Source organism: Kordiimonas sp. UBA4487, from assembly GCF_002389025.1.
GTDB classification, from domain to species: domain Bacteria; phylum Pseudomonadota; class Alphaproteobacteria; order Sphingomonadales; family Kordiimonadaceae; genus Kordiimonas; species Kordiimonas lacus.
The window spans coordinates 456,625-481,897 of the sequence record NZ_DGNR01000013.1; the positions used below are offsets into that span (position 1 = coordinate 456,625).

A 25,273-nucleotide genomic window follows, 5' to 3' on the forward strand; every position below is an offset into this window, starting at 1 on the left:
CTGATCGTCCTTAAAGGTCGGTTTGTTCCCATGCCGGCGAAACCTGGTAACCCAGATCCGGGCGCACACTTGGGCCCTTTGCCTGCATGGCGAATTTCATATGAGCGGGGAACGGTTTACCGTCGCGCTCTGTGGCGTCGATCACCTCGATCGACAGCACGTAATTTTCGTCTGCGGATTTTTGCGCCAGCACTTCAAGTGCTTCGACGCCAGCCTCATCAGCGGCGACAGCGGCGTCGCCTGCAACGGCGGACCAAGTGCCGTCGGCTTTCATGAATACCACGCGACCGTCCAGAAGGCGGTTCGCGACAATCATCTGTGGCCCTTTGATTTTTCTAGCCATCGTTAACTCCTGACAGTTACGCGGTTGCCTGCAGGCGACCGGATTCTTTTGCGGCCCAGGCAAGATCAGCGGCGTTCGAGACCACATCACCGATCAGCAGCAGTGCTGGGCTTTTCACATCATTTTTGGCAACAACTTCAGGCAGCGTTTCAAGCGTGCCGTAGAAGCGGCGTTCGTTGGCGCGGGTGCCATTTTCAACCACAGCCACAGGGGTGGATGCCTTGACGCCTTCACCAATCAGGCCTGCCGAAATCTTTGGTGCCCCTTTCACACCCATGTAGATCGCCAGTGTCTGACCGTCGCCTGCGAGGCGCGCCCAATCCTTGTAAGCGCCGTCCTTCAGGTGGCCGGTGACAAGAGTGATAGAGCTTGCATGCGCGCGGTCTGTCAGCGGGATCTGGGTGGTGGCGGCGATGCCTTGAAAGGCGCTGATGCCGGGCACCACCTCAACATGAATGTCGTGGGCGCGAAGCGCGTCCAGTTCTTCACCAGCACGGGCAAACAGCAGCGGGTCGCCGCCCTTCAGGCGCACAACGCGGCGGCCCTTGAGGGCCTCTTCAACAATCACGCGGTTGATGCCGTCCTGGCCGATGCCGTGGTCGCCTTCGCGCTTGCCAACGAAGATCAGGTCTGCGTCGCGGCGCGCGAGCGCCAACACGTCACGGCTCACCAGCCGGTCATAAACGATTACGTCTGCCTGCTGCAGCGCGCGGTGCGCTTTGATGGTCAGCAGATCCGGGTCACCGGGGCCTGCGCCAACAAGCTGCACCTGGCCGGTGGTCGCACCCACGCGGTGGCTTTTCGCGGCCTCAAGCACCAGGCGCTCTACCTCATCCTGGTCAAGGTCGGCATAGGTGCTGGCGTTATCATAGAGGCGATCATAAAATAGTCTGCGGCGGGTTCCGTCAGGGATGATGGTTTTGACGCGAGCCCGGACAGCGCCCGCCGCAGCAGCAAGCACGCCAAGAGAAGGGGGCAGGAGTTTCTCAAGGCTGCTACGGAGGCGGCGCACGAATACAGGCGCGTCACCCCCGGAAGAGAAAGCCACCTGCAGCGGCCCGCGGGCGAACTGAGCTGGCGTGGTGAAATTCGATTTGGCTGGCTTGTCGATCACATTGACCGGCAGATTGCGGGTGTTCGCGAGCCGAAGGATACGCTCTTCTGTGATCTCGTCATCGGCGCCGATATAAACAAGCGTTTTGCCCCGGAGGTCATCTTCCGTGAACGGACGATCGTGAACCAGCAGGTCGCGGCCTGTGTCTTCAGGCAACAACCCGGCTTCCCTGAGCGCGTCCGTCGCACCTGGGGCAATCACACTGATGCGGGCTGCGGTTGGCGTGAACAGGCCAACCTTCGCCATTGCCGCCGATGTGGCGCCAACGATCAGGATGTGATGCTTTTCAGCGGTCAAAAAAACAGGGATGCTCGACATGGCCCTATACTCCTCGCGTCAATCTTGCACCCTTCAACTTCAAATCCTGCCAGGGGTTGAAAGGTGCTTCTTCAGTGGTTTCATACATAGGCGCAGCTGCCCAGCGAAACAAACGAGAAGAATTTAGGGGTATCAGTAGAAAATTTATACTCAAATAATGGTGATATTGCGCTTGATAAAAAATTAAATTCTAATTTTTGAGTTATATGGAAACGCTCGGTTTGAGAATTTTGGTTCAGTAGAATATACGGCGAAGGAAATGCACAGGAATGAAATACCAGTGTTTAGACGATTTTTGCTCAGGTAATCTAAAGTCACTCTTGTGGGTCGGCTTTTGTGGAAATATTTTCGCCGCTGATTCCGGTGGGGCCAGGTGAAATAGCCTGTCTCCAGCGTCAAAACAACAAGTTCCCAATTGGCAAGGGAGCGGAATTCTGGCAGCTTTTCCTGCGGGGAAAAGGGGAGACAAATCATGGGGTCCAGTCAGACTGGTCGTCGTTTTTATGTGGGGATGGGCCTTGCCCTGATCCTGCTATCCATTCTTGGTTTCACACCGTTCATGTATGCACGTTTCGCTAGTGGCGGGACAATGAGCATGGCGCTGGTGGCCCACGGCATCAGCTTCTTCGCCTGGCTCGCGCTATTTACCTATCAGGCGTCACTTGTGCGGGCGAAAAACCTCAAGAAACATATGAAGCTTGGGCAGGCCAGTGTGGGGCTGGCGTTGATCATGTTGGCCTCCGGCGTTGTGGTGACGGGCGAGGTGTTCGCCCGCGGTGACGCCAGTGCAACACCGTTTTCGCCTGAGCAATTCATTATGCTTCCGCTGATGGATATCACCATCTTCGTGGTCTATTACACGCTGGCGATCATGAACCGGAAGGTGCCCGAAACGCACAAACGGCTGATGCTTTTGGTCGGCATCATGATGATGGACCCGGCAACCGGACGGCTTGGGTTTACGCTTGGGTTCCCGCCCATTGGCATGCTGTTCCATTTTGGCCTGATCGCGGCCATGTGTATCTATGACCGGCGGACACTGGGGCAAGTTCACAAGGTTTCCTGGGTCGCGCTTGCCGTCCTGACGGCCCGCTACGCTGCCTTCTTTATCATCGGGCCAACCGAGGCGTGGGCGGCGTTCACCCACTGGCTGCTGGGATAGGTAATCTCCCTGTTCCCTTGATCGGGGCCAATGTGTATGAAGGGCATCTGATCAGGGGAACACAGTATGCATATCCATGAAGCCAGCTGGCAAAAAGCGCTCGGCACCGAATTTGACAAAGACTATATGCGGGCGCTTGCGGCCTTCCTGCAATCGGAAAAGGCTGCAGGGAAAACCATTTATCCGGCTGAGGAAAACATCTTTCACGCGCTTGAGGTGACGCCGATTGACGCGGTAAAGGTAGTGATCATCGGGCAGGACCCGTATCACGGCCCCGGTCAGGCGCATGGGCTCAGCTTCTCGGTGCAGCCGGGGGTGGATGTGCCGCCAAGCTTACGGAACATGTACAAGGAACTTGAAGAAGACCTGGGAGTCACACATCCGGGGCACGGCTTTCTGGAAGGCTGGGCCAGACAGGGTGTGTTGATGCTGAATGCCGTCCTGACGGTGGAGGCCGCGAACGCCGGCGCCCACCAGAACAAGGGTTGGGAAAAGTTCACCGACCGGGTGATCCAGGTATTGAACGAGGCCCATGACGGAATCGTTTTCATTCTGTGGGGCGGCTATGCCCAGAAGAAGGGCGCCGGGATCGACAAGGATCGGCATCTGGTGCTTGAAGGCCCGCACCCGTCACCACTGTCGGCCTATCGCGGCTTCTTCGGCTGCGGGCATTTTTCCAAAGCGAATGACTATCTGACGGCGCAGGGCAAGGCGCCAATCAACTGGCAGCTAGCCCCCATCACCACACCGGGAGAGCAATTGGGATTGCTCTAGCGTACGTGGCTGCTTAGAATTGGCCAGCGGGGGATGGGATGGAACTGGCAGGTTACTTTATTATTTTCGTCACTTTTGTTGTGGTTTTCACCTTTGAGGTGATCGCTCCGGCTTCGGGCAACGACTGCGATAAGCGCTGGCAGATATATGCGGGGGCAATCAGCGGCTTTCAAATCGTTGTGGCATTGGCTGCGGGGTATTTATTTAGTGACTGGTTCGCTGCGAACGCGGTTTTTCATTTAGACCCCGGAATACCTGTTGTTGTAGCAGCTTTTCTGGTGTTTCTCGCTGCCAGCCTAATTGCCTACTGGTGGCACCGCGCTACACACAGGTATGACCTGTTGTGGCGCGTGTTTCACCAGCTTCACCATAGCCCGGCAAGGATTGAGGCCCTGACGGCTTTTTATGTGCACCCATTTGACGGGTTTGCGGCAAATGTTCTTAATGTCGGCGTTGCATTCTGGTTGTTTGGTGCCGGTGTGGATGTGGCGGCAGCAGCGCTTCTAATCGCTGCGCTCTATAATATCTATATCCATTCGGACACGCGGTCCCCAGAATGGGTCGGCTACTTTGTCCAGCGTCCAGAAATGCACCGGGTGCATCATCAGGCCGGTCATCACGCACAAAACTATGGTCTTCCGATCTGGGATCTCATGTTCGGTACTTTTGTAAACCCGAAAAAGAACCAATTCGCCTGTGGGTTTGACAAAAGCAAAGAGCTTCGAATCCGAGATATGCTTCTCCTCAAGGACGTTGATGGCTAAGAGATTCTGTCTGCCGCTGTGGTAAGCGGCGCTTCCATCATCTTGGCTTCTGCTGTGCCGATGTCGCTTCCGGGCCGGTCGGATTTCACGAACGGCCACCATAATTGGCTTTGCCAGCTATCGAGATCTTCCTTGATGGTGCCATAGTAGGCGGGGCGCTTGTCCTTGTGAAACTCGACCGTACGCAACAGCACATCCCAGACCGACAGCAATTGGCCATAGTTGCCAAAGGGCACACCGCCTTCGCCAAGACCGTGATGGCCCCGGTGCAGCCCCGGGCTGTTGATCAGATATTCGCTCCAGTGATACAGCCGCCCGATGACGGGGAGCCGGTATAGTTTCTGGTCAAAATCCAGTCCGTTATGCAGCCAGACATTATGGGCGCCAACGATCGCAGCATTCAAAAGGAATGCCTCGCCAAGGCCCAGATAGACCATGAAAGCGCCCCACCAGGCGCCGGGTTGGAATGTCAGCCACAGCCAGTTTTCCCGGAAGATAATGGAAACATTATAGGTCGGGCTGGTGTGGTGGGTCCGGTGCCAGGGCCACAGCCGGGGCCACTCATGGGCGGCCCGGTGATAGGAATAATGCAGGAAATCATCCGGCAGGGCGACGAGAAGGAAAGCGGCCCAAAAGGGTAGGCCGGTAAGGGCACCATGATAGTCGGGCAGCACCATGCTGCCAATGAAGGCAACTGCCAGAACAATGCCGGGATTGATCAGCATGGTGAATTGGCCGATGCTGATGATATCGATCAACCAGTCATCGCGTCGGCGTTTCAGTCTGCCATAAAGCCCGGTGAACAACTCGGCCAATCCAAAAAGCAACATGAACCCCACAACGGCATAGAGGGGAAGCTGTTCATTGATCTCCATAGCGGTCTATCCTTTTTAATGCATATATGCACATTAATGCACTTATATGGGTAAAAAAAGTGTCAGCAGCAGTCCAGTGCCATACAGCGTTTAATGGTTTGGGTGATGGCTTCGAACCGTTCGATAAACTGATCACCCTGAATGGTGTAAATGCGGTGGCGCCCGTCTTTTCGCATGCTGACAACCTTGGCTTCTTCCAAAATCGACAGATGGCGCGATATCACGCTGCGGTCCTGCGGCAGGTCTTTCGCGATGGTGTGGATGTCTGCTTCACGCACCATGATAAGCTTCTTCAAAATCTCAATGCGCACGGGCTCAGCCAGTGCCTTGAAGAAGGTCGAATCCATCTGTTCGAACAGGGTGTTGACTTCAGTTTCTGCGTTCATGACATTTTATGTGCATATTTATGCACGTAATGTCAAGGGGAGGATGATTGCCTTTTGCGCGCAGATGAGCCGGGTCAGCCGGCTGGTTCTGCTTCAGCTTCTTCTTCCTCATAGGGCATGTCTTTGAGGATGGCTTCGCCCTTGACGTACCAGGAGAGCCCGAACGCCCAGACCGAGATTGTCTCCAGCCAGAACGTGGGGCTGTAGGCCTCGATCGCGGCGATCTGTTCGGTGCTGAGAATATATTTCCCCAGGATCAGATACACAGCGCCCAGCCCGATCATGGACAGCATGGTCCAGCCGCACAGGCGGTAGATCTTGTTGCGGCGGCGCTTCTGCAGGGTCGGTTCCGCATCAGAGGATTTGGTGAAAAGGCACAGACAGAAGTAGGCCAGTATCAGGAAGAAGAGAAGCGAGAAGAACCAGTGCAGATAGCTTGAGATGCCGAAAGGGATGCCGGCCAACACGTCTTTGGTTTCAAGCGTGGGGAAGATGGCAGTGCCCGCTGCCGCCACTGCGGCGATATTGCCTGCTGCATTGTCGGAAATATAATACCAGGGTCGCCTGGCGGCCTGTTCGGGTGTGTCTTTATAACCCTGGTAGGCATAGAGAAAAATGGCTTCGGCGCACAAGACGCCAACGAACACATCGCCCATGGGCGAATGATAATATTGGCTGATCGACAGGCGCATGATATCGCCACCAAGGTTGGCCATGTCCCCGAAGAGAATGCTGCCCACAACCAGGATGATGGGGAACAAAAGCCCCAGCCGGCCTATGGCCCGCCGCATGCTCATATAATGTAGGATTAATCCGTCAGAGTTCGCCATGGAAACCTCCCCGTTTCATGTGTCGAAGCACTCTGAACGAAGAGTATAATACACGGAATGCAGGCAACCGCCAATCGGGCGATTGCCTGTGTCGCAAAACGCTATCCTGCGATTTCTGTTAGCAGAATGTGCCAGTGCTCCAGCGCGTCATAGAAGGCCTTGACGGGAAGGCGCTCATTCAGGCCGTGGGCATAGACGTCGCTGCCCTTCATGAAGATGCCTGATACGCCGTAGCTGTCCATGCCGGCCGCGCGGAAATGCATGCCGTCGGTGCCACCTGATTCCATATAGGGCACGATTTCAACACCGGGATGCAGGGCATGAACGGCCTTGGTCAGTGGGCCGATTACATCGTCTCGCAGCTGTGAAGCCGGGCTTTCTGTCGGCTCATAGATGACTGTCCAGTTGATGGCCGGGTTGCCTACGACCTCCTTCAGGGTGTTGAGAGTGTTATCGACACCAGCGCCGGGGAAAATCCGGCAGTTCACAGTCGCCGTGGCCGTCTGGGGCAGGGCGTTTTCTGCATGTCCGGCTTTCAGCATCGTTGCCACACATGTGGTGCCCGTGGTGCCGACATACTCGGGGTAGGACCGCAGGGTTTTGACCGCCCAAGCATCATTGGGGTTCTTGGCGAACTTCGCCATGGCTTTTCCCAGATCCCCTTCAGCCTGATCGGCAGACTTGCGAAAAAAAGTGCGGGTCAATTCACTGGAACTCACCGGGAACTGGTACGCCTGAATCTTCTTCAGGGCATCGGCGAGGTCATAGATCGCGTTGTCGCTGCGGGGCCGGCTTGAATGGCCGCCTGGATTGGTGACGGTCATCTCGAAAGTGACATAGGTTTTCTCGGCCGCCTGCATATTGTAGCTCAGTACGCTGCCGTCCTCCGCCAGCGCCCCGCCGCCCGCGTCGGCTATCAGCACAAATTCTGCATCTGTCAGGTCGCGGAAGTCATTAGCCAGTGCCTTGGTTGTCACCATGCCGGATTCCTCATCGCCCGAGAAAGCGATGATCAGGTCGCGGGTGGGGACAAAACCTTCAGCCTTCAGGCGCAGGAAAGTGCTGGTGAGAGACGTGATGCCCATCTTGTTGTCAGCGGTGCCGCGGCCAAAGAAATAGCCATCCTCTTCAATAAGGGTGAAGGGGTCGCGTTCCCAATCTTCCGGGTGGGCATCCACTACATCCATATGTGCGGACAGCAGGATCGGCTTCTTTCCGGACGAGCCATCGCCGCGGTAGCGTACGATCAGCGCTGCGGTTTCGCCCATGTCCTTGATGTGGATGTCCGCTTCATCAAAGCCTGCGGCCTTGAATTCGGCAGCCAGATAGTTGGCCAGCTTTGGCACGTTGCCAAAGCCTTCGGCTGTGCGCATGGAAATGGCGGTACGGTATATTTCCAGTGCCTTCTGTTCATGCGCGGTGGGCGCATCCTGGCTGGCGTGGGCCTGTGATGCCAGAAGCGTTGCCGCAAGGGCAACTGCTGTCAGTGTCAGTTTCATTTTGGGCGTCCCTCTTTTATCCTCACTCAAAAAGAACCTAGCTCAACAAGCGTTCAGGAACACCATAGAAATTCTGGGACTGAGTATAAGTTGTTTGCCTGGCTGAATGCACTCCCATGCGACTTTCGTCCAATTGAATGCCAGAGTCCGGCATGCTAGGCCTTGCCTGTTCAGCAAGTCGGAGAGCATCCCATGTTTCACATTATTGATCCCCTGCTGTTGCCAGAGGAAGTGGCGCGCCTGCAGCAGTTGGCCTCAACGATCAAGTTTGAAGATGGGCGGCACAGCAATCCGGGCTTCTCGAAGAAGAACAATCTTCAGCCGGATCATTCAGATGAAGGCTACAAGGAAGCCGCAAATATCGTTCAGACCGGCTTGTCGAGGAATGAGTATTTTCGCGACTATTGCATTCCCAAGTCCATGGCTATTCCGATGCTGACGAAATATCAACTTGGCATGAATTACGGCGAGCACATCGATAACGCGACACTGCCCTATCGCCCCGCCATCCGGTCAGACATCAGCTGCACGGTATTTGTGTCAGACCCGGAAAGTTATGAAGGCGGCGAGCTGAATGTGCGTCTGGGGGACAAAAACCTGCAGATCAAGGGCAAGGCCGGCTCAGCGGTCATTTACCCCAGCACCACCTACCATCAGGTTCTGCCTGTGACGAAGGGGGAACGCATTGTGTCCATCACCTTCATTGAGAGCATGGTGCGCAGTCTGGAACAGCGCGAGATTCTGGTGGAACTAACCGAGTTCCTGCACGCGAACGCCGCCAAGGTGGGATCAGACGAGCAGATGCGCCTTGAATATGTACGCCAGAACCTGACCCGCATGTGGAGCGGTACCTAGCCTTCAGCTGGCATAACCAAAAGCCCGGAGCGCATTTGCCGCAAGGTCATGCGTGCGCGCAAAACTAACCAGCCAATTCATGCCCTTGGCGATCTCGCTGCGGTTTTCCGCGCGGGACGCCGCCAGACGGTCGCGCCGGTCGGTCGCGGAAAAGGCATAGTCCGTGGCTTTCGAATAGCGCCCCAGCACGGGGTTTGCGAGGGCTGTCGCGATAGTCTGTTCACCGGCTGGGTGGCCAAAATGTTGACTCAGCGCGATCAGTGTTTCGGCGGGGTCTTTCAGGTAGCGGTCAAAATCCACACGCAGCATGCTTTCGCCTGCCACGTCGGCTGCCTGCTGCATGTTGGTCATTTCTGCCAGATATGTCATGGCGGCCAGCTCGCCCGGCGAAAGGGATGAAAGCGGCGCAAGATCGGTTCCTGTGGCCTCCATGAGGGAGACCATCCGCGGCTTGGCACCACCCGCGAGATCGGTGATGTAAGCCTGGGCGCCCAGTACCGTGGCCAGATACACCTCAGGTGCCATCGACAGGCACACCGCTCGGTCTTTTGGAAAATGCGCCAGCCATGGCGCAGCCATTATGCTGCAGAAGCTGGTGGCCTTAATGACGCTGGTACTTGTCGCATCGGGCGTGCGGGCCCAAAGCGCACGCAGGGCCGCCATGTCTTCCAGAAGCATTGCCTCGTTTTTCTGGGTCCAGGGGGCAGTCCGGTCCGTCCAGGACATGGCCAGATCCCTGAAGGGCAGCGGTTCGCGCAGGCAAAACAGGCCGTTCAGAAGCCCCAGAGCCCGGGAAATGAGCGTTGAGCCGCAGTGCCCGATGTGGAAAATCAGACCAAGAGGCGATGCGTTGCTGGCCAAGGCTTCTGCCCTTACCTGATCCCAATCCTGCCAGCTGCCCTGCATGCCGGGGCGGATGGCGCGTTGGTCCAGGAAAGCGGCATCCTGGTAAAAGGCCGGGTCAGCGCCAAGCAAATACACCTGATCGGCTCCCCAGTTCACCTGAAATGGGTATTGATTGGGGCTGTCCATCAGGTTGGAAAAATCCTGCATCGCCATCCTTGGGGCCATCGCTTGTTGCGGGGATGTGTTCAGGCGGCAGGATAGGGGGGGAGTGGCGAGACCACAATATGATGTTGGTTTACTGGTTCCGCAAAAGCGAGAGGCGATGATGTCGCCTCCCGCCATGTTTGTTGTCAGTCCATCAGCTTCTTCAGGACATAAACCGTCTGCAGGGCGTCAGTGAAGGCCTTCTGCTTCAGGTTCGCGGCGGCTGAGTGGCCACCTTCCGTGTTCTCATAGTAGATCACCGGCTTGCCCATCGACAGCATCTTCGCGGCCATCTTGCGGGCGTGTCCTGGGTGCACGCGGTCATCCTTGGTGGAGGTGTAGAAGAACACTTCCGGATAGTCCTTGTTGGCATCCAGGTTCTGATAAGGCGAATACTTCAGGATATAGTCACGCTCTTCCGGGATGTCTGGATTGCCATATTCACCCATCCAGCTCGCGCCCGCCAGAAGCGTGTGGAAGCGCATCATGTCCAGAAGCGGCACCGCACAGATTACCGCGTTCCAGAGGTCAGGGCGCTGGGTGGTCATGACACCCATCAGCAGGCCACCATTCGAGCCGCCGCGAATGCCCAGATGCTCTGGGCTGGTGAGGCCCGAGCTGATCAGGTCTTCGCCCACGGCGATAAAGTCATCATAGGCCAACTGGCGATTTTCCTTTAGCGCTGCCTGGTGCCATCCGGGGCCATACTCTCCACCACCGCGAATATTGGCAACGGCGTAAGCGCCGCCTTCTTCAACCCACAGTTTGCTGAAGCCGGACAAATAGCCAGGCGTCAGTGAAATCTCAAACCCGCCATAACCATAGAGGACCGTCGGCGTCTTGCCGTCCATCTTGGTGTCTTTGTGGCGGATCAGGAAGTAAGGCACGCTGGTGCCGTCTGCGCTTGTTGCGAACTTCTGTTCAGTCACCAGGTTGGAGGTGTCGAAGCGTGTCGGCAGGCTGGTGATTTCTTCAGGGGCCATGCCACGTTCAACAACGTAAAGCGTATCGGGTTGCAGGAAACTCTCGAAGTTGACAAAGGCTGCGTCTGTCCAGTCATCCGCGCTTACCACGCTCAGGCTGCCGTTTTCAGGCATGCCTATGTCAGCTACCTGCCAGCCAGAAGCATCCGGGCGTGCAGCTTTCAGGTTGCCAGTCACATCGTCAAGGACGGGGATGAAAATCCGGTCACGGCCGATGGTTACATCATCAATCGAACTGCCTTCACCGGTCTCAAGAATTACCTGCAGGCTCAACTCAGGCCTGCCGGCGATGGCATCAACCACTTTGATGGACACGAGTGAGCCGGGTTTGATCTCTTTGGCGCCAAGAGTCCATGCCTTGCGCATCTTCAGGATAATCATATCCGCAAAGAAGCCTTTGAAGGAGATTGCTTTCGGCAATGCCAGCTTGCGCATTTCAGCTTCTTCGCCCTCACCATCCATGATGTGGATCACTTCGGTGAAAAAGTCCGGAGCCTGCACAACACCAACATAGGTGCCGTCGGGGCGGTGGCTGGCGAACGGGAAGCTGCCCACGTCCTTGCGGTCGCCTTCATGCATCAGCTTGGCCATGGAAAGCGGTTCGTTGCGCTTCCAAAGCTTGATCTGGTTGGCATAACCGGAATCGGTCATGGTACCGTCGCCGAAATCGGTGCCAATCAGCACTGTGTTGGCGTCCACCCAAACCACTTCCTGCTTGGCTTCTTCAGTCTCGAACCCGCCATCGACGAAGCGTTTGGTGAAGGCATCAAATTCGCGCACCACAACGGCATCACCGCCGCCGCGGCTCAGTTCAATCAGGCAGCGACCAAAATCGGGTGCCAGGCATTTCCGCCCCTTATAGACCCAGTTTTCGCCTTCTTCTTCGGCCAGCTTGTCGAAATCCAGGACATCGACCCACTTGGGATCACCCGATTTGTAGGATTTCAGGCTGGTGCGGCGCCACAGGCCGCGGACGTTTGTCTCGTCCTGCCAGAAATTGTGCACCGCACCGCCGGTGAGGCGGCCATAAGCGATCTTGTCCTTGGCGTTATAGTCCTTGAGCGCGCGGTCGCGCAGGGCGTCAAAGCGCGGGTCTTTTTCCAGCAGTCCGAGCGAATGGTCATTCCGCTCATGCACCCACTCAAGCGCCTTGTCGCCTTCAACTTCCTCTAGCCACAGGAACGGATCATCCTCCGCGCCCACAGCTGCCGTGATGGCTGCAGCCATAACCACTCCTACTGTCACTGATTTCATTGTGTCCCCCTTGGACGTTTCTTGTTGTATCTAGAAATTATCTTTCCGCGCCCGCACTTCTGCGAATACTTTCGGCAGCGGTGCGCCAATCATGTCCACCGTTTCCTGGATGTTTTCGCTCATGGGGCGCAGGAACGGGTTCGTGGCTTTCTCCAAGCCAATGGTGGTCGGGATGGTGGGCGTGCCAGCGGCGCGAAGCTTTTCCACGTCAGCCATGCGGGCCTTCAGGTCGGTGTTTTCAGGCTCGACCGTCAGGGCAAACTTGCCGTTGGCCATGGTGTATTCATGGGCGCAGTAAACGCGGGTCTCGTCCGGCAGCCTGAGGAACTTTGACAGCGACTGCCACATCTGGTCTGGCGTGCCTTCAAACAGGCGTCCGCAGCCCATGGCGAACAGTGTGTCACCACAAAAAAGGGCATCATCGTCCTTGAAATGATAGGCAATGTGACCGCTGGTGTGGCCCGGCACGTCATAGACGTCCGCCGCCACGTCGCCCAGGTGGGCTTCGTCGCCTTCCGCCACGGCCACATCAAGGCCGGGTATGCGCTCGCGCTCAGCGGCGGGGCCAATGATTTTCAGCCCATAATAGCGTTCCTTCAGCGCCAGGTTCGCGCCTGTATGATCCCAGTGATGGTGGGTGTTCAGGATATGTGTCAGCGTCCAGCCGCGTTTCTCAAGCTCCGTGACCACCTCGTCTTCGACGGCCGGGTCAACAACCGCCGTATCGCCCGACTTGGGCTCATGGATCAGATAGACATAATTGTCATTCAGGACTGGTATTTGAACGATCTCAAGCATGTGTCACTCCCACTTCGGGCGACACTATAACTGTGCTGAGCGCACCTTGCCACTGAGAAACTGCAGTGTTGCCTTGCGCCCGTCTGCGTCCCGGCCATAGAGTGCCATTTGGTCACATCACATCTGGGGGCACCATGGCTATCACGCGCATCACATTCCTGAAGCTTCTTGCGGCATCGGCTTTTCTTCTGCTTGCCGGGTGTGGCGACACAGAAAAACAGCCTGACCAGTATGATGTCCTGATTAAGGGTGGCACGGTCTATGACGGCACAGGCGCCCGGGGGCGCCTTGCAGATGTTGGCGTGCGGGCGGACAGGATTGTCGCGGTCGGTGACCTGTCAGGTGCGGAAGCGGCCACCGTGATTGATGCGTCCGGTAAGGCCGTCGCGCCCGGATTTATCAACATGCTGTCCTGGGCAACAGACAGCCTGATCCTTGACGGGCGCGGGCTGTCGGACACGGTGCAGGGTGTAACGCTTGAAGTGTTTGGCGAAGGTTGGTCCATGGGGCCGCTGGCGGAGCACACGAAAGCAGACTACCAGAAGAAAATCAGTGCCACGCCTCAGCCGTATGAAGTGACCTGGACAGGTTTTGGCGAATATCTGGAGATGCTGGAAAGCAAAGGCATTTCCCCCAACGTGGCGTCCTACGTGGGGGCCACCACCGTGCGCATCAACCATGTGGGCTACGCCAACCGGGCGCCGACGGAGGCAGAGCTTGAAGCCATGAAGGCCGAGGTGGCAACCGCCATGGAGGAAGGCGCCATGGGATTGGGCACGTCGCTGATCTACGCGCCGGCCTTTTACGCTAAAACCGATGAACTGATCGCGCTCGCAAGCGTCGCGGGCCAGTATGGCGGGCGCTACATCTCCCATATGCGCAGTGAGGGCAGCCAGATCATGGCCTCGCTGGAGGAACTGATTACCATTGCCCGCGAAGCGGACCTGCCCGCAGAGATTTATCACCTGAAAGCGGCGGGCAAGGATAACTGGGGCAAGCTGGATGATGTGATTGCGCGCGTTGAAGCCGTTCGGGCTGAGGGCCTGGACATCAGTGCCGATATGTATAGCTACACGGCAGGTGCCACGGGCCTTGACGCTGCCATGCCGCCCTGGGTGCAGGAAGGCACCCATGAAGAGTGGGCCGAGCGGTTGAAGGACCCGGACATCCGCAAGCGGCTACAGGTGGAAATGACAACCCCATCTGACGACTGGGAGAACCTGATGCTGGCGGCAGGCCCAGAAGGCGTGCTGCTGCCCTATTTCCAGAACCCGGAGCTGAAGAAATATACCGGTATGCGTCTTTCAGAAGTGGCCGAGGCCATGGGGAAAACGCCCGAAGAGGCCGCGATGGACCTGGTGATTGCAGACGGCACGCGCGTCAGCGCCATCTACTTCCTGATGAGTGAAGACAATGTGAAAAAGAAAATCCGTCAGCCCTGGGTGGCTTTCGGGTCTGATGCCGAAGCGGTTGACCCTGCTGTTGCCAAGGAATTTGGCGGCAAGCACCCGCGCACCTACGGCAACGTGGCACGCCTCCTGGGCCATTATGTGCGCGACGAGAAGGTGATCCCGCTCCATGAAGCCATCTTCCGCCTGACCGGACTACCTGCGGCACGGCTGAAGTTGCGCGACAGGGGGCATGTCCTCGAAGGCGCCTATGCGGATATCGTGGTGTTTGATCCGGCGACCATTGCGGATCACTCAACTTTCAATGATCCTCACCAGCTTTCAACGGGCGTCAGCGATGTGTTTGTCAATGGGGTGCAGGTGATCAAGGCCGGCGAGCATACCGGCGCAACCCCAGGACGGGTTGTGCGCGGGCCCGGGTGGACCGGGTGGGTTGAGGGCCAGTAGGCAGGCCGTCAGACGTTCAGAAGCCACGCGCCAACCTTCAGGCGCACATCTAGATCGGCGGCTACCTCGCCAGGCGGGGCGATGGGCCAGTCCCACATCTCAATCGGATCCCCGGGTAGCAGGTGGGGGTCGACTGTCTGGATAACATGCGGCGCGGTGCCCGTGATTTCCACACGCTCATAGTCGGTAATCAGCAGGACCGGGCAATCCATGGCCAGAAGCGCTCGTACATGCGCTTTCTGGATTGCAGTTGTAATTTTTTCTTCCTGCTCGCCAACTGGGGGGCTCGCGGCAAAGGCCAGCGGCAGCTGGCTGAGCACGTTACAGCTGACGGCCATGCCGTGGCCCACCAGCGGCAGGGGGGCCATATCGGGCGGGCTGATGGCGGTGTTTTTGTCGCCCAGCCAGAATTCCTGCAGCATGCCGGTGAGGTCGGCGCGCTCAAATTCCACATTGCCAAAGGGCTTGATGGCGCGGCGCGCCTGACGGGTTTCAACCGCATCCATCAGAAGCGCCCCGGCCGGGTGATCATTCAGCGCTGCCAGAGGCACATCAAGACACAGTCCCGCGCCCATCAGCAGGATCGGTTCTTTCGGGTCTGCCTGATAAAGGTGGGCGGTGATGCATTCCTTGGTGTGCTGCAGATGGTCTGCCCAGAAGGCCTTCTGCCGACGGTGACGGCCCAGGATGCCTGCTATTTCGCGCACGAGGCCGCCTTCGCGGGCCCCAGGCACCGCACGGACGGTCAGTACTGTGAAAAATTCCTCGATCATGATCCGTTTTCCATGCCCGGCAGCAATTTGCCCGGGTTCATGATGCCGACCGGGTCCAGCGCGGCCTTGATCTGGCGCATCAGATGGACAGCCGGGCCCTTTTCCTTTTCCAGATATTTCATTTTACCAAGGCCGATGCCGTGCTCGCCGGTGCAGGTGCCGCCCATTTCAATGGCGCGGGTCACCATGCGGTCGTGCAGGTCATCCAGCGCCCGCATTTCACCCAGATTGTTCGGGTCCGCCAGTAGAATGGTGTGGAAATTGCCGTCGCCCACATGCCCCAGCATGGTGCCCACGATGGGACTTTCATCCATGTCGCGGCGGGTCTCGCGCATACAGTCCCCAAGGCGCGAAATGGGCACACACACATCTGTTGTCACCACATGCTTGCCAGGCTCCATGGCGCGGGTGGCATAATATAGCTGGTGCCGGGCGTGCCACAGCTTGTTGATGTCCTCCTGTTTTTCCGCGAACTCAATGTCTGACCCGCCCATATCCGCGGCAAGATCGCTGAAAGCTGCGATGTCTGCATCGACGGCGGCGGCGCTGCCGTGGAACTCGAGGAACAGGGTGGGAGCTTCCTGGTGTTTCAAGCCCGAATAGGCGTTCACGGCTTTGATCGACAGCTCGTCCAGAAGCTCAATGCGCGCCACCGGCAGGCCCATCTGAATCGTGGTGATAACGGTGTCGATCGCAGCGCCAAGGTCAGGGAAGCGGCACACGCCCGCCATCAGCTTTTCCGGCCTGCCATAAACCTTGAGGCTCATTTCCGTGACCACCCCAAGGGTGCCTTCTGACCCGGTGAACAGGTGCGTCAGGTCATAGCCAGCGGCCGACTTGCGTGCGCGGTTTCCGGTTTCAATGATTTCGCCGGTTGCTGTGACCACCTCAAGCGACAGAAGCTGTTCGCGCATGGTGCCGTACCTGACAGCATTGGTGCCCGACGCGCGCGTGCCCACCATGCCCCCAAGCGTACAGTCCGCGCCCGGATCAACCGGGAAGAACAGGCCCCTGTCACGCAGGTATGCATTCAGTGACTGCCGCGTGACACCGGCCTGCACGCGTACGTCAAGGTCGGCCTCATTCACGGCCAGCACCCGGTTCATCAGGCTCAGGTCAATGGTCAGGCCGCCATGGGGCGCCGTGACATGGCCTTCAAGCGAGGTGCCGGCGCCAAACGGGATCACCGGCATGCGGTGGCGTGCGCAGATGCGCACGGCGTCGGCCACGTCTTCCGTGGTCGCGGCATAGAGGACCGCGTCAGGCATCATCACGGCGTGCGAGCTTTCGTCCGCGCCATGCTGTTCGCGGTCGGCAGTCGAAAGATTGATCTTTGTGCCAAACCGCGCCGTAAGATCCGAAATGGCCAAGTCTTTGTTCATAGGGCTATTTTACAGAAGATTGCAGGATTGGCGAGTGCAGATTGAAGGGGTGCTGGTTGATCAAGGGGCGGGGTCAAAGGGATGCTCTGTCAGGAAATCCACGAAGGCTTGAAAAGCGGGGCTCTTCTCGCGATCAGATACATAAACCAGTTGGACCTTCCTTTTCAGGTCTGGGTCGCATACCGGCCGCAAAACCACGCCTTTCTGGGTTGCCGAGTTTTCTGGCATGATGCAAACGCCGTTTTCGCTGGTGAGCATGGCCTGTATCCAGTCTTCCCGTTCGCTTGAATAGACAATCTGCAGCGGTAGGTGGTTGGCTTCGGCAAAGTCCAGGAACTGAGGCCTGTACTCGCAGTGTAGCCGATCCAGGTATGGTTCCAGCACGGCCTCCCGCATCGGGATCTTTTCCATGTTGGCGAACCGGTGAGTTTCAGAGCACGCAACCATTATTTGCTCGTCATGCAGTTTTATACTTCCCAGGCGTGGGTGTGACAGTAATTCTTCGGCGGCATACAGGCCGCAATCCGCTCTGTTTTCCAGCAGGATTTCGGCAACTTCGATTTGACGTGCGTCTGTCAGGATCAATTTGATCCCGGGATATTTCTGTTTGAACGCCTGGAAGATGGGAGCATAGCGTTGTGGGCCAATGCTGCACATAACCGCGACATGAAGAATCGTGTCATCCAGGTTGAGGGATCGCTGAACCGCAAGAACTGTTTCTTCCATGTTGGCTTGCAGCTTTAGAAACTTGTTGCGCAATAATTTGCCGACAGTGGTCAATCTGTTTGAGCGACCTTCCCTCAGCAAGAGGTCTGCGCCCACTTCCTCTTCAAGTTTCTTGATTGCCTTTGTCAGGGCAGGTTGCGAGACATTGCATTGCTTCGCTGCCTGAGTGAAGTTGAGGGTCTCTGACACAGAGAGGAAATAACGAATTTGATAGAGCTCCATAGACGCACTCCATGCATAACCATTGGTTATTAAACCTATATAAAACTAATATTATATCTATCAAAGTTCCTCGGCTAGTCTTCTCAGGTAAATTCTATGTGTGGAGATTAGAGATGCGTTCCAGGATTTGGCTCAGTGCGACTGCAGCCGTAATGGCCAGCAGTGTTTCATATTCTTTCAGTGATGCGGCGGGACCGATGACTGTCGGCCCGTGGGAAACAACTGTCGGCCCGAATGGTGAAATTCAGGTGCCTGATACCGATTTTCGGAAGAACTGGACGGCGCTCGGTACGTGGGCTCTTTCGGAAGAAGACGAAGGCGTGACCGAACAGCATGTGGTATATGCACCGCCAATGTCCGTTGCTGCATACCGCAAGACAGGGAAATTCCCGGACGGGACGGTTATCGTCAAGGAGCTGTTCAAGACAAAGTCTGATTATATGACAACGGGCTATGCCAACTGGCAGACTGACGTCGCAGGCTGGTTTGTCATGGTGAAGGACGACAAAGGACGGTTCCCGGCAAATGACTTGTGGGGCGACGGCTGGGGGTGGGCCTATTTTGATGCCGACGACCGGGATCATCCAACGACAAAAAGTTACAAGGAAGAATGCGTGCCATGCCATGAACCGGCTAAGGCAACAGACTGGCTTTATGTGCAAGGCTATCCTGTTCTCAAGGGGGACTAGCCTCCCCTGGTGGGCGCCATGGGTGTATCGGTAGTGTTGGTCCCCAAAAAAGCCTTAATGGCTTTCCTCACGAGCAGCTTGTAGTCTGTCCCGAAATGCAAGCGCTGATACACCCATCGTGCCACGCGTGCGGCCGACTTGGGTTGAGGCTGTCTGGATGCCGACAATCACATAGCCACCCGCTACTTCCTGAAGGATGGGGCCGCCGCTGTCGCCTTCGATGGCGAGACAATCGGTTACCAGCACGCGGCTACCGTATAGGGCAGTCTGAATGTTGCAGTTTTCTTCAATTGACAGGATGTGGGCACGGTCGCGCGGGTACCCGGCAGCAAGGATTTCCGTCGTCGCCAGAAGGGGACCTGTGTGCGTGCTGCCCTCGCGGAAGTTTTCGTGCAGTTCCAGAAAGCCCTCTGTCTCGCCAATCGGGTCCTCCAGCGTCAGGAGCGCCCAGTCAAAAGGCAGATTCTTGTGCTCCGCGCCCAGACGCCCGTCAAACCCCTTGGGGACAAAGTATCTCTCAACCCGGGAATGGGCCCGGTATTCGCTTTTGCTGTAGCCCGATACGAAATGCACGATCGCCGGCACCACCATGGTGTTGCCAGCCTTGGAGAACAGACAGTGGGCAGCGGTGAGCACCAGCCGCTTACCGATAAGCGCCCCGCTGCAGTGCGCCCGCCCGCCAATGTTGACGCGCCCGATAGCCCGCCAGGGAAGGTTGCTGCTATCTACCACTCGGCGGCGGAAGCTGGTGACCACATCTTCGGGTACGCGGCCTTCAACGGCCCGCATCCGATTCAGGCGCTCCTCGGGCGTCATGGTCGAGTCCTGTTGCTGCGCGGTGGCCGGCAGGGCAATAAGCGTCAACGCAAGGATAAGGAATATTCTAATCATCAGTCTTCAGGCGTGGCGGGGCGCTGGCGCTCACAGGTGTGCCCACGCTGATGCTGCGGTAAAAACAGCTGGGGTGTCCCACGTGGCAGCATTTCCCGCCTTTCTGCTCCACCACCAGCCACAGGGCGTCCTGGTCGCAGTCGGTGCGGAAATCCTTCACCACCTGGAATTCACCAGAGGTCGCGCCCTTGTGCCAAAGCTCGGACCGCGAGCGGCTGTAATAGTGCGCTTCGCCAGTTTCGATTGTGCGCTCGATGGCTTCGGCGTTCATCCAGGCCTGCATCAGGACTGCCCCCGTGCTCGCGCAGGTGGTGACGACGGGAATGAGGCCCCGGTCATCAAACTTGGGGGCGAATGCGTCACCCGTTTCAACGGCCTTGCGGTCGGCCCGCTCTGCAAACTGGATTTTGGTCATGCGTAAGCTCTCAAACAACAAAGCGGCATGATCGCCCGATCACACCGCTTCATCAAGACTTTCTGTCCGTTAGCTTAGAAGATAAAGGAAATATCAGCGATATTCTCAATCGTCAGCCCCGCAATCAGCACGCTGTCCCCGCCGCCTAGGTCAATCAGCAGGCCCTCCGCCGTTTCTTCAGCGACGGTTTGTACGCTTGCGGCATCTGTGAAGTCGGTACTGGTGCCAGATAGATCCAGGGTGTCGTCCGCAAGGCTGAATCCTTCAACTCGGTCGTCATCGCTGCCATTTACAAAAACCAGCAGGTCTGCGCCGTCACCGGGGCGCAGGATATCATCGCCAGCACCGCCGTTCAGGGTATCGTCGCCGGCGCCCCCATAGAGGGTGTCATTGCCCGTGCCGGCATCGACGTTATCTGCACCGGTGCCGCCATAAAGTTCATCAGCCCCATTGTCGCCTGAGACGACATCATTACCGTTGCCTGCGAAAATCACGTCATTTCCGGTGCCGCCACTGAGAGTGTCGTCACCGGTTTTCCCCGCATAGAGGGTATCATTGCCTTCCTCACCCATAATGCGGTCATCGTCTTGTCCGCCACCAAGTTGATCACCTTTGCTGCCGCCATAGATCACGTCATTCCCGTCGCCGGACCAAATCTGGTTGCTGTGACTGTCTGCGGTACTGTTCTGTGCGGCCCCATATGCAGTATCATTTCCAGTTCCGCCGAAAATAATATCGCGGCCGTTCCCACCGGTCAGGACGTCATTTCCAGCACCGCCGCCGAGAGTGTCGCTCCCATCACCGCCGTTGAACCGGTCACTGCCTTCATCGCCGGCACCTGCCCAAATCTGGTCATCACCATCACCGCCTTGGGCTGTGTCTGCGCCGGTGCCACCTACCAGTGTGTCGTCTCCGGTGCCGCCGTATAGCTTGTCGTTTGCATCATCCCCATACAAGCGGTCGTTACCGACCTCTCCGTACAAACGGTCTGCGTCCGTGCCGCCACGCAGAAGGTCGTCGCCGCTTCCGGCCTGCAGAAGGTCGGCACCTTCATCGCCTGTCAGCGTATCACTGCCGTCGCCATATACGGTGATGGTGTCGTCCCCGGATTGGCCATGTGCGGCGCCAATGACATTGATATAGACAGTGTCGTTGCCTTCTCCAGCAAAAACAGTGGCGTTGGCGCCATTCATGGAGATCCAGTCGTCCTGCTCGTCGCCATAAACAGTTGTATTGTTGCCAATGGCTGTGATGCTGTCCTCACCGGAGCCACCATAGACGATGTTTTCTTCAGTGCCGCTTTCCGTATCGATAACGTCATTACCTCTCCCGCCATAAGCCGCTGAATGGCTTGATAGCAAGACCAGCGTATCGTTACCGGCGGCACCCTGAAGCGTGTCGCCGTTTCTGGTTGATGTAATTCTGTCGCGAAAATTGCTGCCGATAAAGACTTCAAAGCCTGACGTGACATCCCCTTCAGCACCGCCGCCGGCGCTTGCCGTGGAGAGGGATGTAAGCACTATGCCCTCATCCGCACCCATATAGCTCAGGGTGTCTTCTCCATAACCGCCGACCAGGGTGTCTGACCCGGGTCCACCCAGGATCAAATCGTTCCCGTCGTTGCCTTCAATACGGTCATCACCACTGTTGCCTCTCAGCGTGTCGTTACCGTTCCTTCCCTGAATGAAGTCATTGCCGCGATTGCCTGAAATGATGTCGTCGCCGTCGAGGCCATCTATATTGTCGTCGTTAACTGAGCCTACGATTATGTCGTCTTCATCTGTTGTTGCTGAGTTTCTTTCCACGTATCCCAGAAGGGCTGGGGTCACGAGGGACGCGTCAAACTGCCTTATCAACAGAGTGTTGCCATTTGGTGCCGTGATCAGCACGTCGCTGCCCTGTTGGGTAACCGTAAGCTGGGAGAAACTATAATTGGAGTCTGAGATGTCGATCAGATCTTCGGTATGGTTAAAATCAGCGAGAACAACATTCCATTCTTGGTTGCTGAAGTAAAACAAGTCAGCATCAGCACCACCGTCAAGTGTATGGGAGCCTGCGGCCTGGAGCGTATCGTCGCCACTATTGCCGAGCAAAAGGCTGCCATCCCCTTGTTCGACCATCAGGGCATCCTGGCCGGTACCACCGACAAGGAGATTGTTGTTGCCCGGGGTTAGGAACCGGTCATCACCATCTTCTCCGTATAAGATGTTATTGTCGCCCGAGCCATAAAACTGGTCGTCGCCATCGCCGCCGAATACAGTATCATCGCCGTTTGAGTGAAGTGTATCGTTGCCGGAGGTACCGTTCACTCTGCCCATTTGTTTTCCCCCAAAAAAAGAAAGGCTTTCGATCATCGATTGTCGAACACTTAGGGTGCGCCAGTGGCCCGGTCAATATCTATTGTTGTAATTGTTACACCCATAGATAAAAAAGGCGCCAACAAACGTTGACGCCTTCAGCGATTTGGATTGATCCAGCCTTTACCCGCGCACCAGATCCCAGAAGCGTCGTTCCTGATCGGTTTCGCGGAACACACCGCGGAATTGGCGGGTGATGGTGTAAACATCCGAATGCTTCACGCCGCGGCAGGACATGCAGCTGTGCGTGGCGTCGACCACCACGGCAACACCCTTGGGCTTCAGGTATTTCTCGATCGCGTCGGCGATCTGGGCTGTCATGGTTTCCTGCGTCTGCAGGCGTTTGCCGTAAGCCTCGACGATCCGCGCCAGCTTGGAAATGCCAACCACAGAGCCGTTCGGCATATAGGCCACGTGGGCTGTTCCCAGCACAGGCACCATATGGTGCTCACAGTGGCTTTCCACCTTGATGCCGCGCAGCACGACCATGTCGTCATAGCCTGCGACTTCCTCGAACGTACGCGACAGAATTTCTGCCGGGTCGTCTTCATAGCCTTTGAAGAATTCCTTGTAGGCCTTGGTGACGCGCTTAGGCGTGTCCAGCAGGCCTTCACGGGTCGGGTCGTCGCCCGCCCAGCGGATCAACGTGCGCACGGCCTCTTCAGCCTCGGCGCGGCTTGGCTTGATAACACGTGGGGTAGTTCCTGCGCCTGCGTCCCCACGGGCGTCATCAGGGATTACCTTCAGTTCAGAGCCAGTGTCGGCCCTTTCAAGTACGGCATCCATCTAAAATTCCTTTCTGTGGATGATGGCCAACCTCTCGTCTTACGGGTCGGCTATGGAATCGGTTTCCGGCTTTTTGGCCACGGGAAACACCGATTGATATGGTCAGGATTAACCAGAATTCAAGGCAAACGCAAGATTTCTGCGGCACAAGCCAAATCCTTCTTGGCAATCCGTGTTTCCCGTCTTACGTAGGGACGGAACTTCTGGATCAGGAAAATGACCGAACTTTACAACACCGATATCCTGCGCTGGACCACGCGTATCCCGCACACCGAGCGGCTTCAGGTGGCGGACGCCACGGTCACAAAGACCAGCCGCATCTGCGGCAGCCGCATCAGCGCGGATGCACGTGTTCAAAATGGCGTGATCACCGGGTTCGGACAGGAAGTGAAGGCCTGTGCGCTCGGTCAGGCCACGGCCGCCATTGTCGGCCAGCATGTGATTGGGCTGAGTGAAGACGAGCTCACGGATATCGCCGCGCGCTTCCGCCATATGGTCAAGACCGGCGAGGCGGATTTCCCGGCCAAGTGGGCAGACCTCGCGCTCCTGGCCCCCGTGTGGGAGCACCCAGGCCGCCACGGCAGCGTGATGCTGCCCTTTGAGGTATTAGAGGGCTTGTTCGCTGACGTGGATCATAAGGCATGACCCTCCAGCAACGTTTCAACATGCAGCGTCGATGTATTGACGCAGTCCTACCTGTGCTGTTGTTGACCTATTTTGTGGGCGTAGTGATTAGCGGTGCGTCTTTCAGTTCTGGCGCGTTTTTAATGCTCATGGGGGCATCTTTGGCTTGGCTATTGGCTGGGCACCCACTTGCCAAAAGGACCTTGAAGTGTCCTGCCTGTCGCACTCCTGTTCTTATTCGAGAATCCAAAGTTCATGGCAGGACGATCATTGAGAGCATGGCCTTGGACGCTTGCCACAAGTGCGGGCAATCCTTCGTCGACTAATCTCCCGCGACTAGATCCAATTCGATCTAACTATCGACAAAATCCTGCGGTCTACTATGGTTGGCGCCAATCATGGGAGAGCGGATGATGATGCGACAGTTCCTTTCAGGGCTGATAGCGGTGCTGGGGTTTGCAAGTGCGGCCTTGGCAAACAACGGCACGATGGACGAAATGACAGCCGCCATCAGCCGAGGCGACTATAAGGACATCACCAGCGTCCTGGTGCTGAAGGACGGCAAGATTGTCTATGAGCGCTATTTCGGGCAGGGTGGTCCGCAGTATCTCAATAACACCCGGTCCGCGACCAAAAGCATCACCAGCATGGCGGTGGGTGCCGCGATCGAGCAGGGCGGATTTTCGAGCGTGGATGACAAGGTCATGCCGTTCTTCCGGGTTTATGACCCCATCAAACACCTGAACGACACCAAGAAGGATATCCGCCTCAAGGACCTGCTGACCATGTCGTCGGCGCTTGACTGCAACGACAATGACCAGACGACCCCGGGATACGAGGACAAGATGCACCAGGAGCAGGACTGGACCCGCTTCGTGCTGGACCTGCCCACCATGCCGGGGTGGTCCCGCGATGCCTCTGGCCTTGGGCCGTTCCGTTACTGCACAGCGGGGTCCTTCCTGGCCGGACAGGCGATTGAGATGGCCGTGGGCCAGAGCCTGGATGATTTCATCGATGCCGCACTTTTCACACCGCTCGGGATAACCAGGTACGAATGGTACCGCTCGCCCATGGGCGAAGAACAGGCCGGTGGCGGGCTTGAACTGACAAGCCGGGACCTGATGAAGTTTGGCCAGCTTGCGCTGCAGAACGGGGTCTGGAACGGACGCCGCCTGCTGCCCGAAGGCTGGATCACGGAAAGCACAACAGCGCACCGTAAGGTCAGCGACGTGCAAAGCTATGGCTATCACTGGTGGATTGGCGATTTCTTTTCCGCCACCACAGGCCTTGTACACAAAGGCTATTACATGGCGGGCAACGGCGGCAGCAAAGTCGCAGCGTTCGAGGACATGGACATGGTGGTGGTGATCACGGCTGAGCGCTATAATACGCCGGACATGCACCAACAATCGAATGACCTGCTGCAGGGCTATATCCTGCCTGCCTTTGAGTTGGGGGCAGTGCACTAACAGGCCTATTGCGGCTTTACTGGAACACACGCCTGTGCGAGCCTTAAGGACAAGGATCATCTGGTAAAGGGGGCAGGG

General features: G+C 57.1%; 24 protein-coding genes. 8 read left to right on the forward strand and 16 right to left on the reverse strand.

The window, feature by feature from the left end:
* Positions 1-10: 10 nt before the first annotated feature.
* The gene (locus B3Z17_RS13805) at positions 11-343 is read right to left on the reverse strand and encodes a DUF2849 domain-containing protein (RefSeq protein ID WP_068302024.1); all 333 of its coding nucleotides are present in this window, start codon (positions 341-343) and stop codon (positions 11-13) included.
* Between the two features lie 16 nt (positions 344-359).
* Positions 360-1,775: a siroheme synthase CysG gene (gene cysG / locus B3Z17_RS13810; RefSeq protein ID WP_286830344.1), complete on the reverse strand. Its 1,416-nt coding sequence runs from the start codon at positions 1,773-1,775 to the stop codon at positions 360-362.
* 472 nt (positions 1,776-2,247) lie between these two features.
* Here cysG and B3Z17_RS13815 point away from each other — a divergent pair, with 472 nt between their 5' ends.
* From B3Z17_RS13815 to B3Z17_RS13825, 3 genes are all read left to right on the forward strand, one after another.
* A complete protein-coding gene (locus B3Z17_RS13815; RefSeq protein ID WP_286830345.1) occupies positions 2,248-2,937 on the forward strand; it encodes a hypothetical protein in 690 nt (229 codons plus the stop codon).
* Positions 2,938-3,003: 66 nt separating this feature from the next.
* Positions 3,004-3,711: a uracil-DNA glycosylase gene (ung, locus tag B3Z17_RS13820; protein ID WP_286830346.1), complete on the forward strand. Its 708-nt coding sequence runs from the start codon at positions 3,004-3,006 to the stop codon at positions 3,709-3,711.
* Positions 3,712-3,749: 38 nt separating this feature from the next.
* On the forward strand, positions 3,750-4,475 hold the full coding sequence (locus B3Z17_RS13825) for a sterol desaturase family protein (RefSeq protein ID WP_286830347.1): 726 nt from the start codon (positions 3,750-3,752) through the stop codon (positions 4,473-4,475).
* Here B3Z17_RS13825 and B3Z17_RS13830 read toward each other — a convergent pair.
* The 4 genes from B3Z17_RS13830 to B3Z17_RS13845 form a co-directional block, all read right to left on the reverse strand.
* Complete coding sequence (locus tag B3Z17_RS13830) at positions 4,472-5,350, reverse strand: sterol desaturase family protein (protein WP_286830349.1); 879 nt, start codon at positions 5,348-5,350, stop codon at positions 4,472-4,474. The two genes, B3Z17_RS13825 and B3Z17_RS13830, sit on opposite strands and share 4 nt — an antisense overlap.
* 62 nt (positions 5,351-5,412) lie before the next feature.
* Complete coding sequence (locus B3Z17_RS13835) at positions 5,413-5,736, reverse strand: ArsR/SmtB family transcription factor (RefSeq protein WP_068302036.1); 324 nt, start codon at positions 5,734-5,736, stop codon at positions 5,413-5,415.
* A gap of 74 nt (positions 5,737-5,810) precedes the next feature.
* Positions 5,811-6,566, reverse strand: a complete 756-nt coding sequence (locus B3Z17_RS13840) for a DUF998 domain-containing protein (RefSeq protein WP_286830351.1) — start codon at positions 6,564-6,566, stop codon at positions 5,811-5,813.
* Positions 6,567-6,667: 101 nt separating this feature from the next.
* Positions 6,668-8,065, reverse strand: a complete 1,398-nt coding sequence (locus tag B3Z17_RS13845) for a M20/M25/M40 family metallo-hydrolase (RefSeq protein WP_286830353.1) — start codon at positions 8,063-8,065, stop codon at positions 6,668-6,670.
* A gap of 192 nt (positions 8,066-8,257) precedes the next feature.
* Here B3Z17_RS13845 and B3Z17_RS13850 point away from each other — a divergent pair, with 192 nt between their 5' ends.
* Entirely contained in the window at positions 8,258-8,920 is a 663-nt protein-coding gene (locus B3Z17_RS13850) for a Fe2+-dependent dioxygenase (protein WP_286830354.1), read from the forward strand.
* Between the two features lie 3 nt (positions 8,921-8,923).
* On the opposite strand, the gene B3Z17_RS13855 is transcribed toward B3Z17_RS13850, so the two are convergent.
* The 3 genes from B3Z17_RS13855 to gloB form a co-directional block, all read right to left on the reverse strand.
* Positions 8,924-9,973 carry a hypothetical protein gene (locus B3Z17_RS13855; RefSeq protein ID WP_286830355.1) on the reverse strand — a complete coding sequence of 350 codons (1,050 nt, stop codon included), beginning with the start codon at positions 9,971-9,973 and terminating at the stop codon, positions 8,924-8,926.
* A 143-nt stretch (positions 9,974-10,116) separates the two neighbouring features.
* A complete protein-coding gene (locus tag B3Z17_RS13860; RefSeq protein ID WP_286830356.1) occupies positions 10,117-12,207 on the reverse strand; it encodes a prolyl oligopeptidase family serine peptidase in 2,091 nt (696 codons plus the stop codon).
* 30 nt (positions 12,208-12,237) lie between these two features.
* Entirely contained in the window at positions 12,238-13,005 is a 768-nt protein-coding gene (gene gloB, locus B3Z17_RS13865; RefSeq protein WP_286830357.1) for a hydroxyacylglutathione hydrolase, read from the reverse strand.
* 134 nt (positions 13,006-13,139) lie between these two features.
* Here gloB and B3Z17_RS13870 point away from each other — a divergent pair, with 134 nt between their 5' ends.
* Entirely contained in the window at positions 13,140-14,861 is a 1,722-nt protein-coding gene (locus tag B3Z17_RS13870) for an N-acyl-D-amino-acid deacylase family protein (RefSeq protein ID WP_286830358.1), read from the forward strand.
* Between the two features lie 8 nt (positions 14,862-14,869).
* Here the strand turns inward: B3Z17_RS13870 and B3Z17_RS13875 are convergent, their stop codons facing one another.
* From B3Z17_RS13875 to B3Z17_RS13885, 3 genes are read right to left on the reverse strand one after another with little or no spacing between them, the layout of a single operon-like run.
* Positions 14,870-15,634, reverse strand: coding sequence for a hypothetical protein (locus B3Z17_RS13875; protein ID WP_286830359.1), 765 nt, complete (start codon positions 15,632-15,634; stop codon positions 14,870-14,872).
* Positions 15,631-17,016, reverse strand: a complete 1,386-nt coding sequence (locus tag B3Z17_RS13880; RefSeq protein ID WP_068302070.1) for an FAD-binding oxidoreductase — start codon at positions 17,014-17,016, stop codon at positions 15,631-15,633. The genes B3Z17_RS13875 and B3Z17_RS13880 overlap by 4 nt, the downstream gene beginning before the upstream one ends.
* Before the next feature lie 60 nt (positions 17,017-17,076).
* The gene (locus B3Z17_RS13885; RefSeq protein ID WP_286830360.1) at positions 17,077-17,964 is read right to left on the reverse strand and encodes a LysR family transcriptional regulator; all 888 of its coding nucleotides are present in this window, start codon (positions 17,962-17,964) and stop codon (positions 17,077-17,079) included.
* 113 nt (positions 17,965-18,077) lie between these two features.
* Here B3Z17_RS13885 and B3Z17_RS13890 point away from each other — a divergent pair, with 113 nt between their 5' ends.
* Positions 18,078-18,653: a cytochrome P460 family protein gene (locus tag B3Z17_RS13890; protein WP_286830361.1), complete on the forward strand. Its 576-nt coding sequence runs from the start codon at positions 18,078-18,080 to the stop codon at positions 18,651-18,653.
* A 54-nt stretch (positions 18,654-18,707) separates the two neighbouring features.
* Here the strand turns inward: B3Z17_RS13890 and B3Z17_RS13895 are convergent, their stop codons facing one another.
* The 4 genes from B3Z17_RS13895 to folE form a co-directional block, all read right to left on the reverse strand.
* Entirely contained in the window at positions 18,708-19,544 is an 837-nt protein-coding gene (locus tag B3Z17_RS13895; RefSeq protein WP_286830362.1) for a trypsin-like serine peptidase, read from the reverse strand.
* Positions 19,537-19,959, reverse strand: coding sequence for a phosphoribosyl-AMP cyclohydrolase (gene hisI / locus B3Z17_RS13900; RefSeq protein ID WP_068302085.1), 423 nt, complete (start codon positions 19,957-19,959; stop codon positions 19,537-19,539). The genes B3Z17_RS13895 and hisI overlap by 8 nt, the downstream gene beginning before the upstream one ends.
* 74 nt (positions 19,960-20,033) lie before the next feature.
* A complete protein-coding gene (locus B3Z17_RS13905) occupies positions 20,034-22,277 on the reverse strand; it encodes a calcium-binding protein (RefSeq protein WP_286830363.1) in 2,244 nt (747 codons plus the stop codon).
* Positions 22,278-22,439: 162 nt separating this feature from the next.
* Positions 22,440-23,102 carry a GTP cyclohydrolase I FolE gene (gene folE, locus B3Z17_RS13910; protein ID WP_286830364.1) on the reverse strand — a complete coding sequence of 221 codons (663 nt, stop codon included), beginning with the start codon at positions 23,100-23,102 and terminating at the stop codon, positions 22,440-22,442.
* A gap of 216 nt (positions 23,103-23,318) precedes the next feature.
* On the opposite strand from folE, the gene B3Z17_RS13915 reads away from it, so the two are divergent.
* Together B3Z17_RS13915 and B3Z17_RS13920 are read left to right on the forward strand one after the other, a co-directional pair.
* Positions 23,319-23,747, forward strand: coding sequence for an iron-sulfur cluster assembly scaffold protein (locus B3Z17_RS13915; RefSeq protein ID WP_286830365.1), 429 nt, complete (start codon positions 23,319-23,321; stop codon positions 23,745-23,747).
* Positions 23,748-24,139: 392 nt separating this feature from the next.
* Complete coding sequence (locus tag B3Z17_RS13920) at positions 24,140-25,195, forward strand: serine hydrolase domain-containing protein (protein WP_286830367.1); 1,056 nt, start codon at positions 24,140-24,142, stop codon at positions 25,193-25,195.
* Positions 25,196-25,273: the final 78 nt, after the last annotated feature.

What these genes read in the sequence shown, in the direction of transcription:
- B3Z17_RS13805 (WP_068302024.1), bottom strand. Translation starts at nt 343, where the DNA reads ATGGCTAGAAAAATCAAAGGGCCACAGATGATTGTCGCGAACCGCCTT.
- cysG (WP_286830344.1), bottom strand. Translation starts at nt 1,775, where the DNA reads ATGTCGAGCATCCCTGTTTTTTTGACCGCTGAAAAGCATCACATCCTG.
- B3Z17_RS13815 (WP_286830345.1), top strand. Translation starts at nt 2,248, where the DNA reads ATGGGGTCCAGTCAGACTGGTCGTCGTTTTTATGTGGGGATGGGCCTT.
- ung (WP_286830346.1), top strand. Translation starts at nt 3,004, where the DNA reads ATGCATATCCATGAAGCCAGCTGGCAAAAAGCGCTCGGCACCGAATTT.
- B3Z17_RS13825 (WP_286830347.1), top strand. Translation starts at nt 3,750, where the DNA reads ATGGAACTGGCAGGTTACTTTATTATTTTCGTCACTTTTGTTGTGGTT.
- B3Z17_RS13830 (WP_286830349.1), bottom strand. Translation starts at nt 5,350, where the DNA reads ATGGAGATCAATGAACAGCTTCCCCTCTATGCCGTTGTGGGGTTCATG.
- B3Z17_RS13835 (WP_068302036.1), bottom strand. Translation starts at nt 5,736, where the DNA reads ATGAACGCAGAAACTGAAGTCAACACCCTGTTCGAACAGATGGATTCG.
- B3Z17_RS13840 (WP_286830351.1), bottom strand. Translation starts at nt 6,566, where the DNA reads ATGGCGAACTCTGACGGATTAATCCTACATTATATGAGCATGCGGCGG.
- B3Z17_RS13845 (WP_286830353.1), bottom strand. Translation starts at nt 8,065, where the DNA reads ATGAAACTGACACTGACAGCAGTTGCCCTTGCGGCAACGCTTCTGGCA.
- B3Z17_RS13850 (WP_286830354.1), top strand. Translation starts at nt 8,258, where the DNA reads ATGTTTCACATTATTGATCCCCTGCTGTTGCCAGAGGAAGTGGCGCGC.
- B3Z17_RS13855 (WP_286830355.1), bottom strand. Translation starts at nt 9,973, where the DNA reads ATGCAGGATTTTTCCAACCTGATGGACAGCCCCAATCAATACCCATTT.
- B3Z17_RS13860 (WP_286830356.1), bottom strand. Translation starts at nt 12,207, where the DNA reads ATGAAATCAGTGACAGTAGGAGTGGTTATGGCTGCAGCCATCACGGCA.
- gloB (WP_286830357.1), bottom strand. Translation starts at nt 13,005, where the DNA reads ATGCTTGAGATCGTTCAAATACCAGTCCTGAATGACAATTATGTCTAT.
- B3Z17_RS13870 (WP_286830358.1), top strand. Translation starts at nt 13,140, where the DNA reads ATGGCTATCACGCGCATCACATTCCTGAAGCTTCTTGCGGCATCGGCT.
- B3Z17_RS13875 (WP_286830359.1), bottom strand. Translation starts at nt 15,634, where the DNA reads ATGATCGAGGAATTTTTCACAGTACTGACCGTCCGTGCGGTGCCTGGG.
- B3Z17_RS13880 (WP_068302070.1), bottom strand. Translation starts at nt 17,016, where the DNA reads ATGAACAAAGACTTGGCCATTTCGGATCTTACGGCGCGGTTTGGCACA.
- B3Z17_RS13885 (WP_286830360.1), bottom strand. Translation starts at nt 17,964, where the DNA reads ATGGAGCTCTATCAAATTCGTTATTTCCTCTCTGTGTCAGAGACCCTC.
- B3Z17_RS13890 (WP_286830361.1), top strand. Translation starts at nt 18,078, where the DNA reads ATGCGTTCCAGGATTTGGCTCAGTGCGACTGCAGCCGTAATGGCCAGC.
- B3Z17_RS13895 (WP_286830362.1), bottom strand. Translation starts at nt 19,544, where the DNA reads ATGATTAGAATATTCCTTATCCTTGCGTTGACGCTTATTGCCCTGCCG.
- hisI (WP_068302085.1), bottom strand. Translation starts at nt 19,959, where the DNA reads ATGACCAAAATCCAGTTTGCAGAGCGGGCCGACCGCAAGGCCGTTGAA.
- B3Z17_RS13905 (WP_286830363.1), bottom strand. Translation starts at nt 22,277, where the DNA reads ATGGGCAGAGTGAACGGTACCTCCGGCAACGATACACTTCACTCAAAC.
- folE (WP_286830364.1), bottom strand. Translation starts at nt 23,102, where the DNA reads ATGGATGCCGTACTTGAAAGGGCCGACACTGGCTCTGAACTGAAGGTA.
- B3Z17_RS13915 (WP_286830365.1), top strand. Translation starts at nt 23,319, where the DNA reads ATGACCGAACTTTACAACACCGATATCCTGCGCTGGACCACGCGTATC.
- B3Z17_RS13920 (WP_286830367.1), top strand. Translation starts at nt 24,140, where the DNA reads ATGATGCGACAGTTCCTTTCAGGGCTGATAGCGGTGCTGGGGTTTGCA.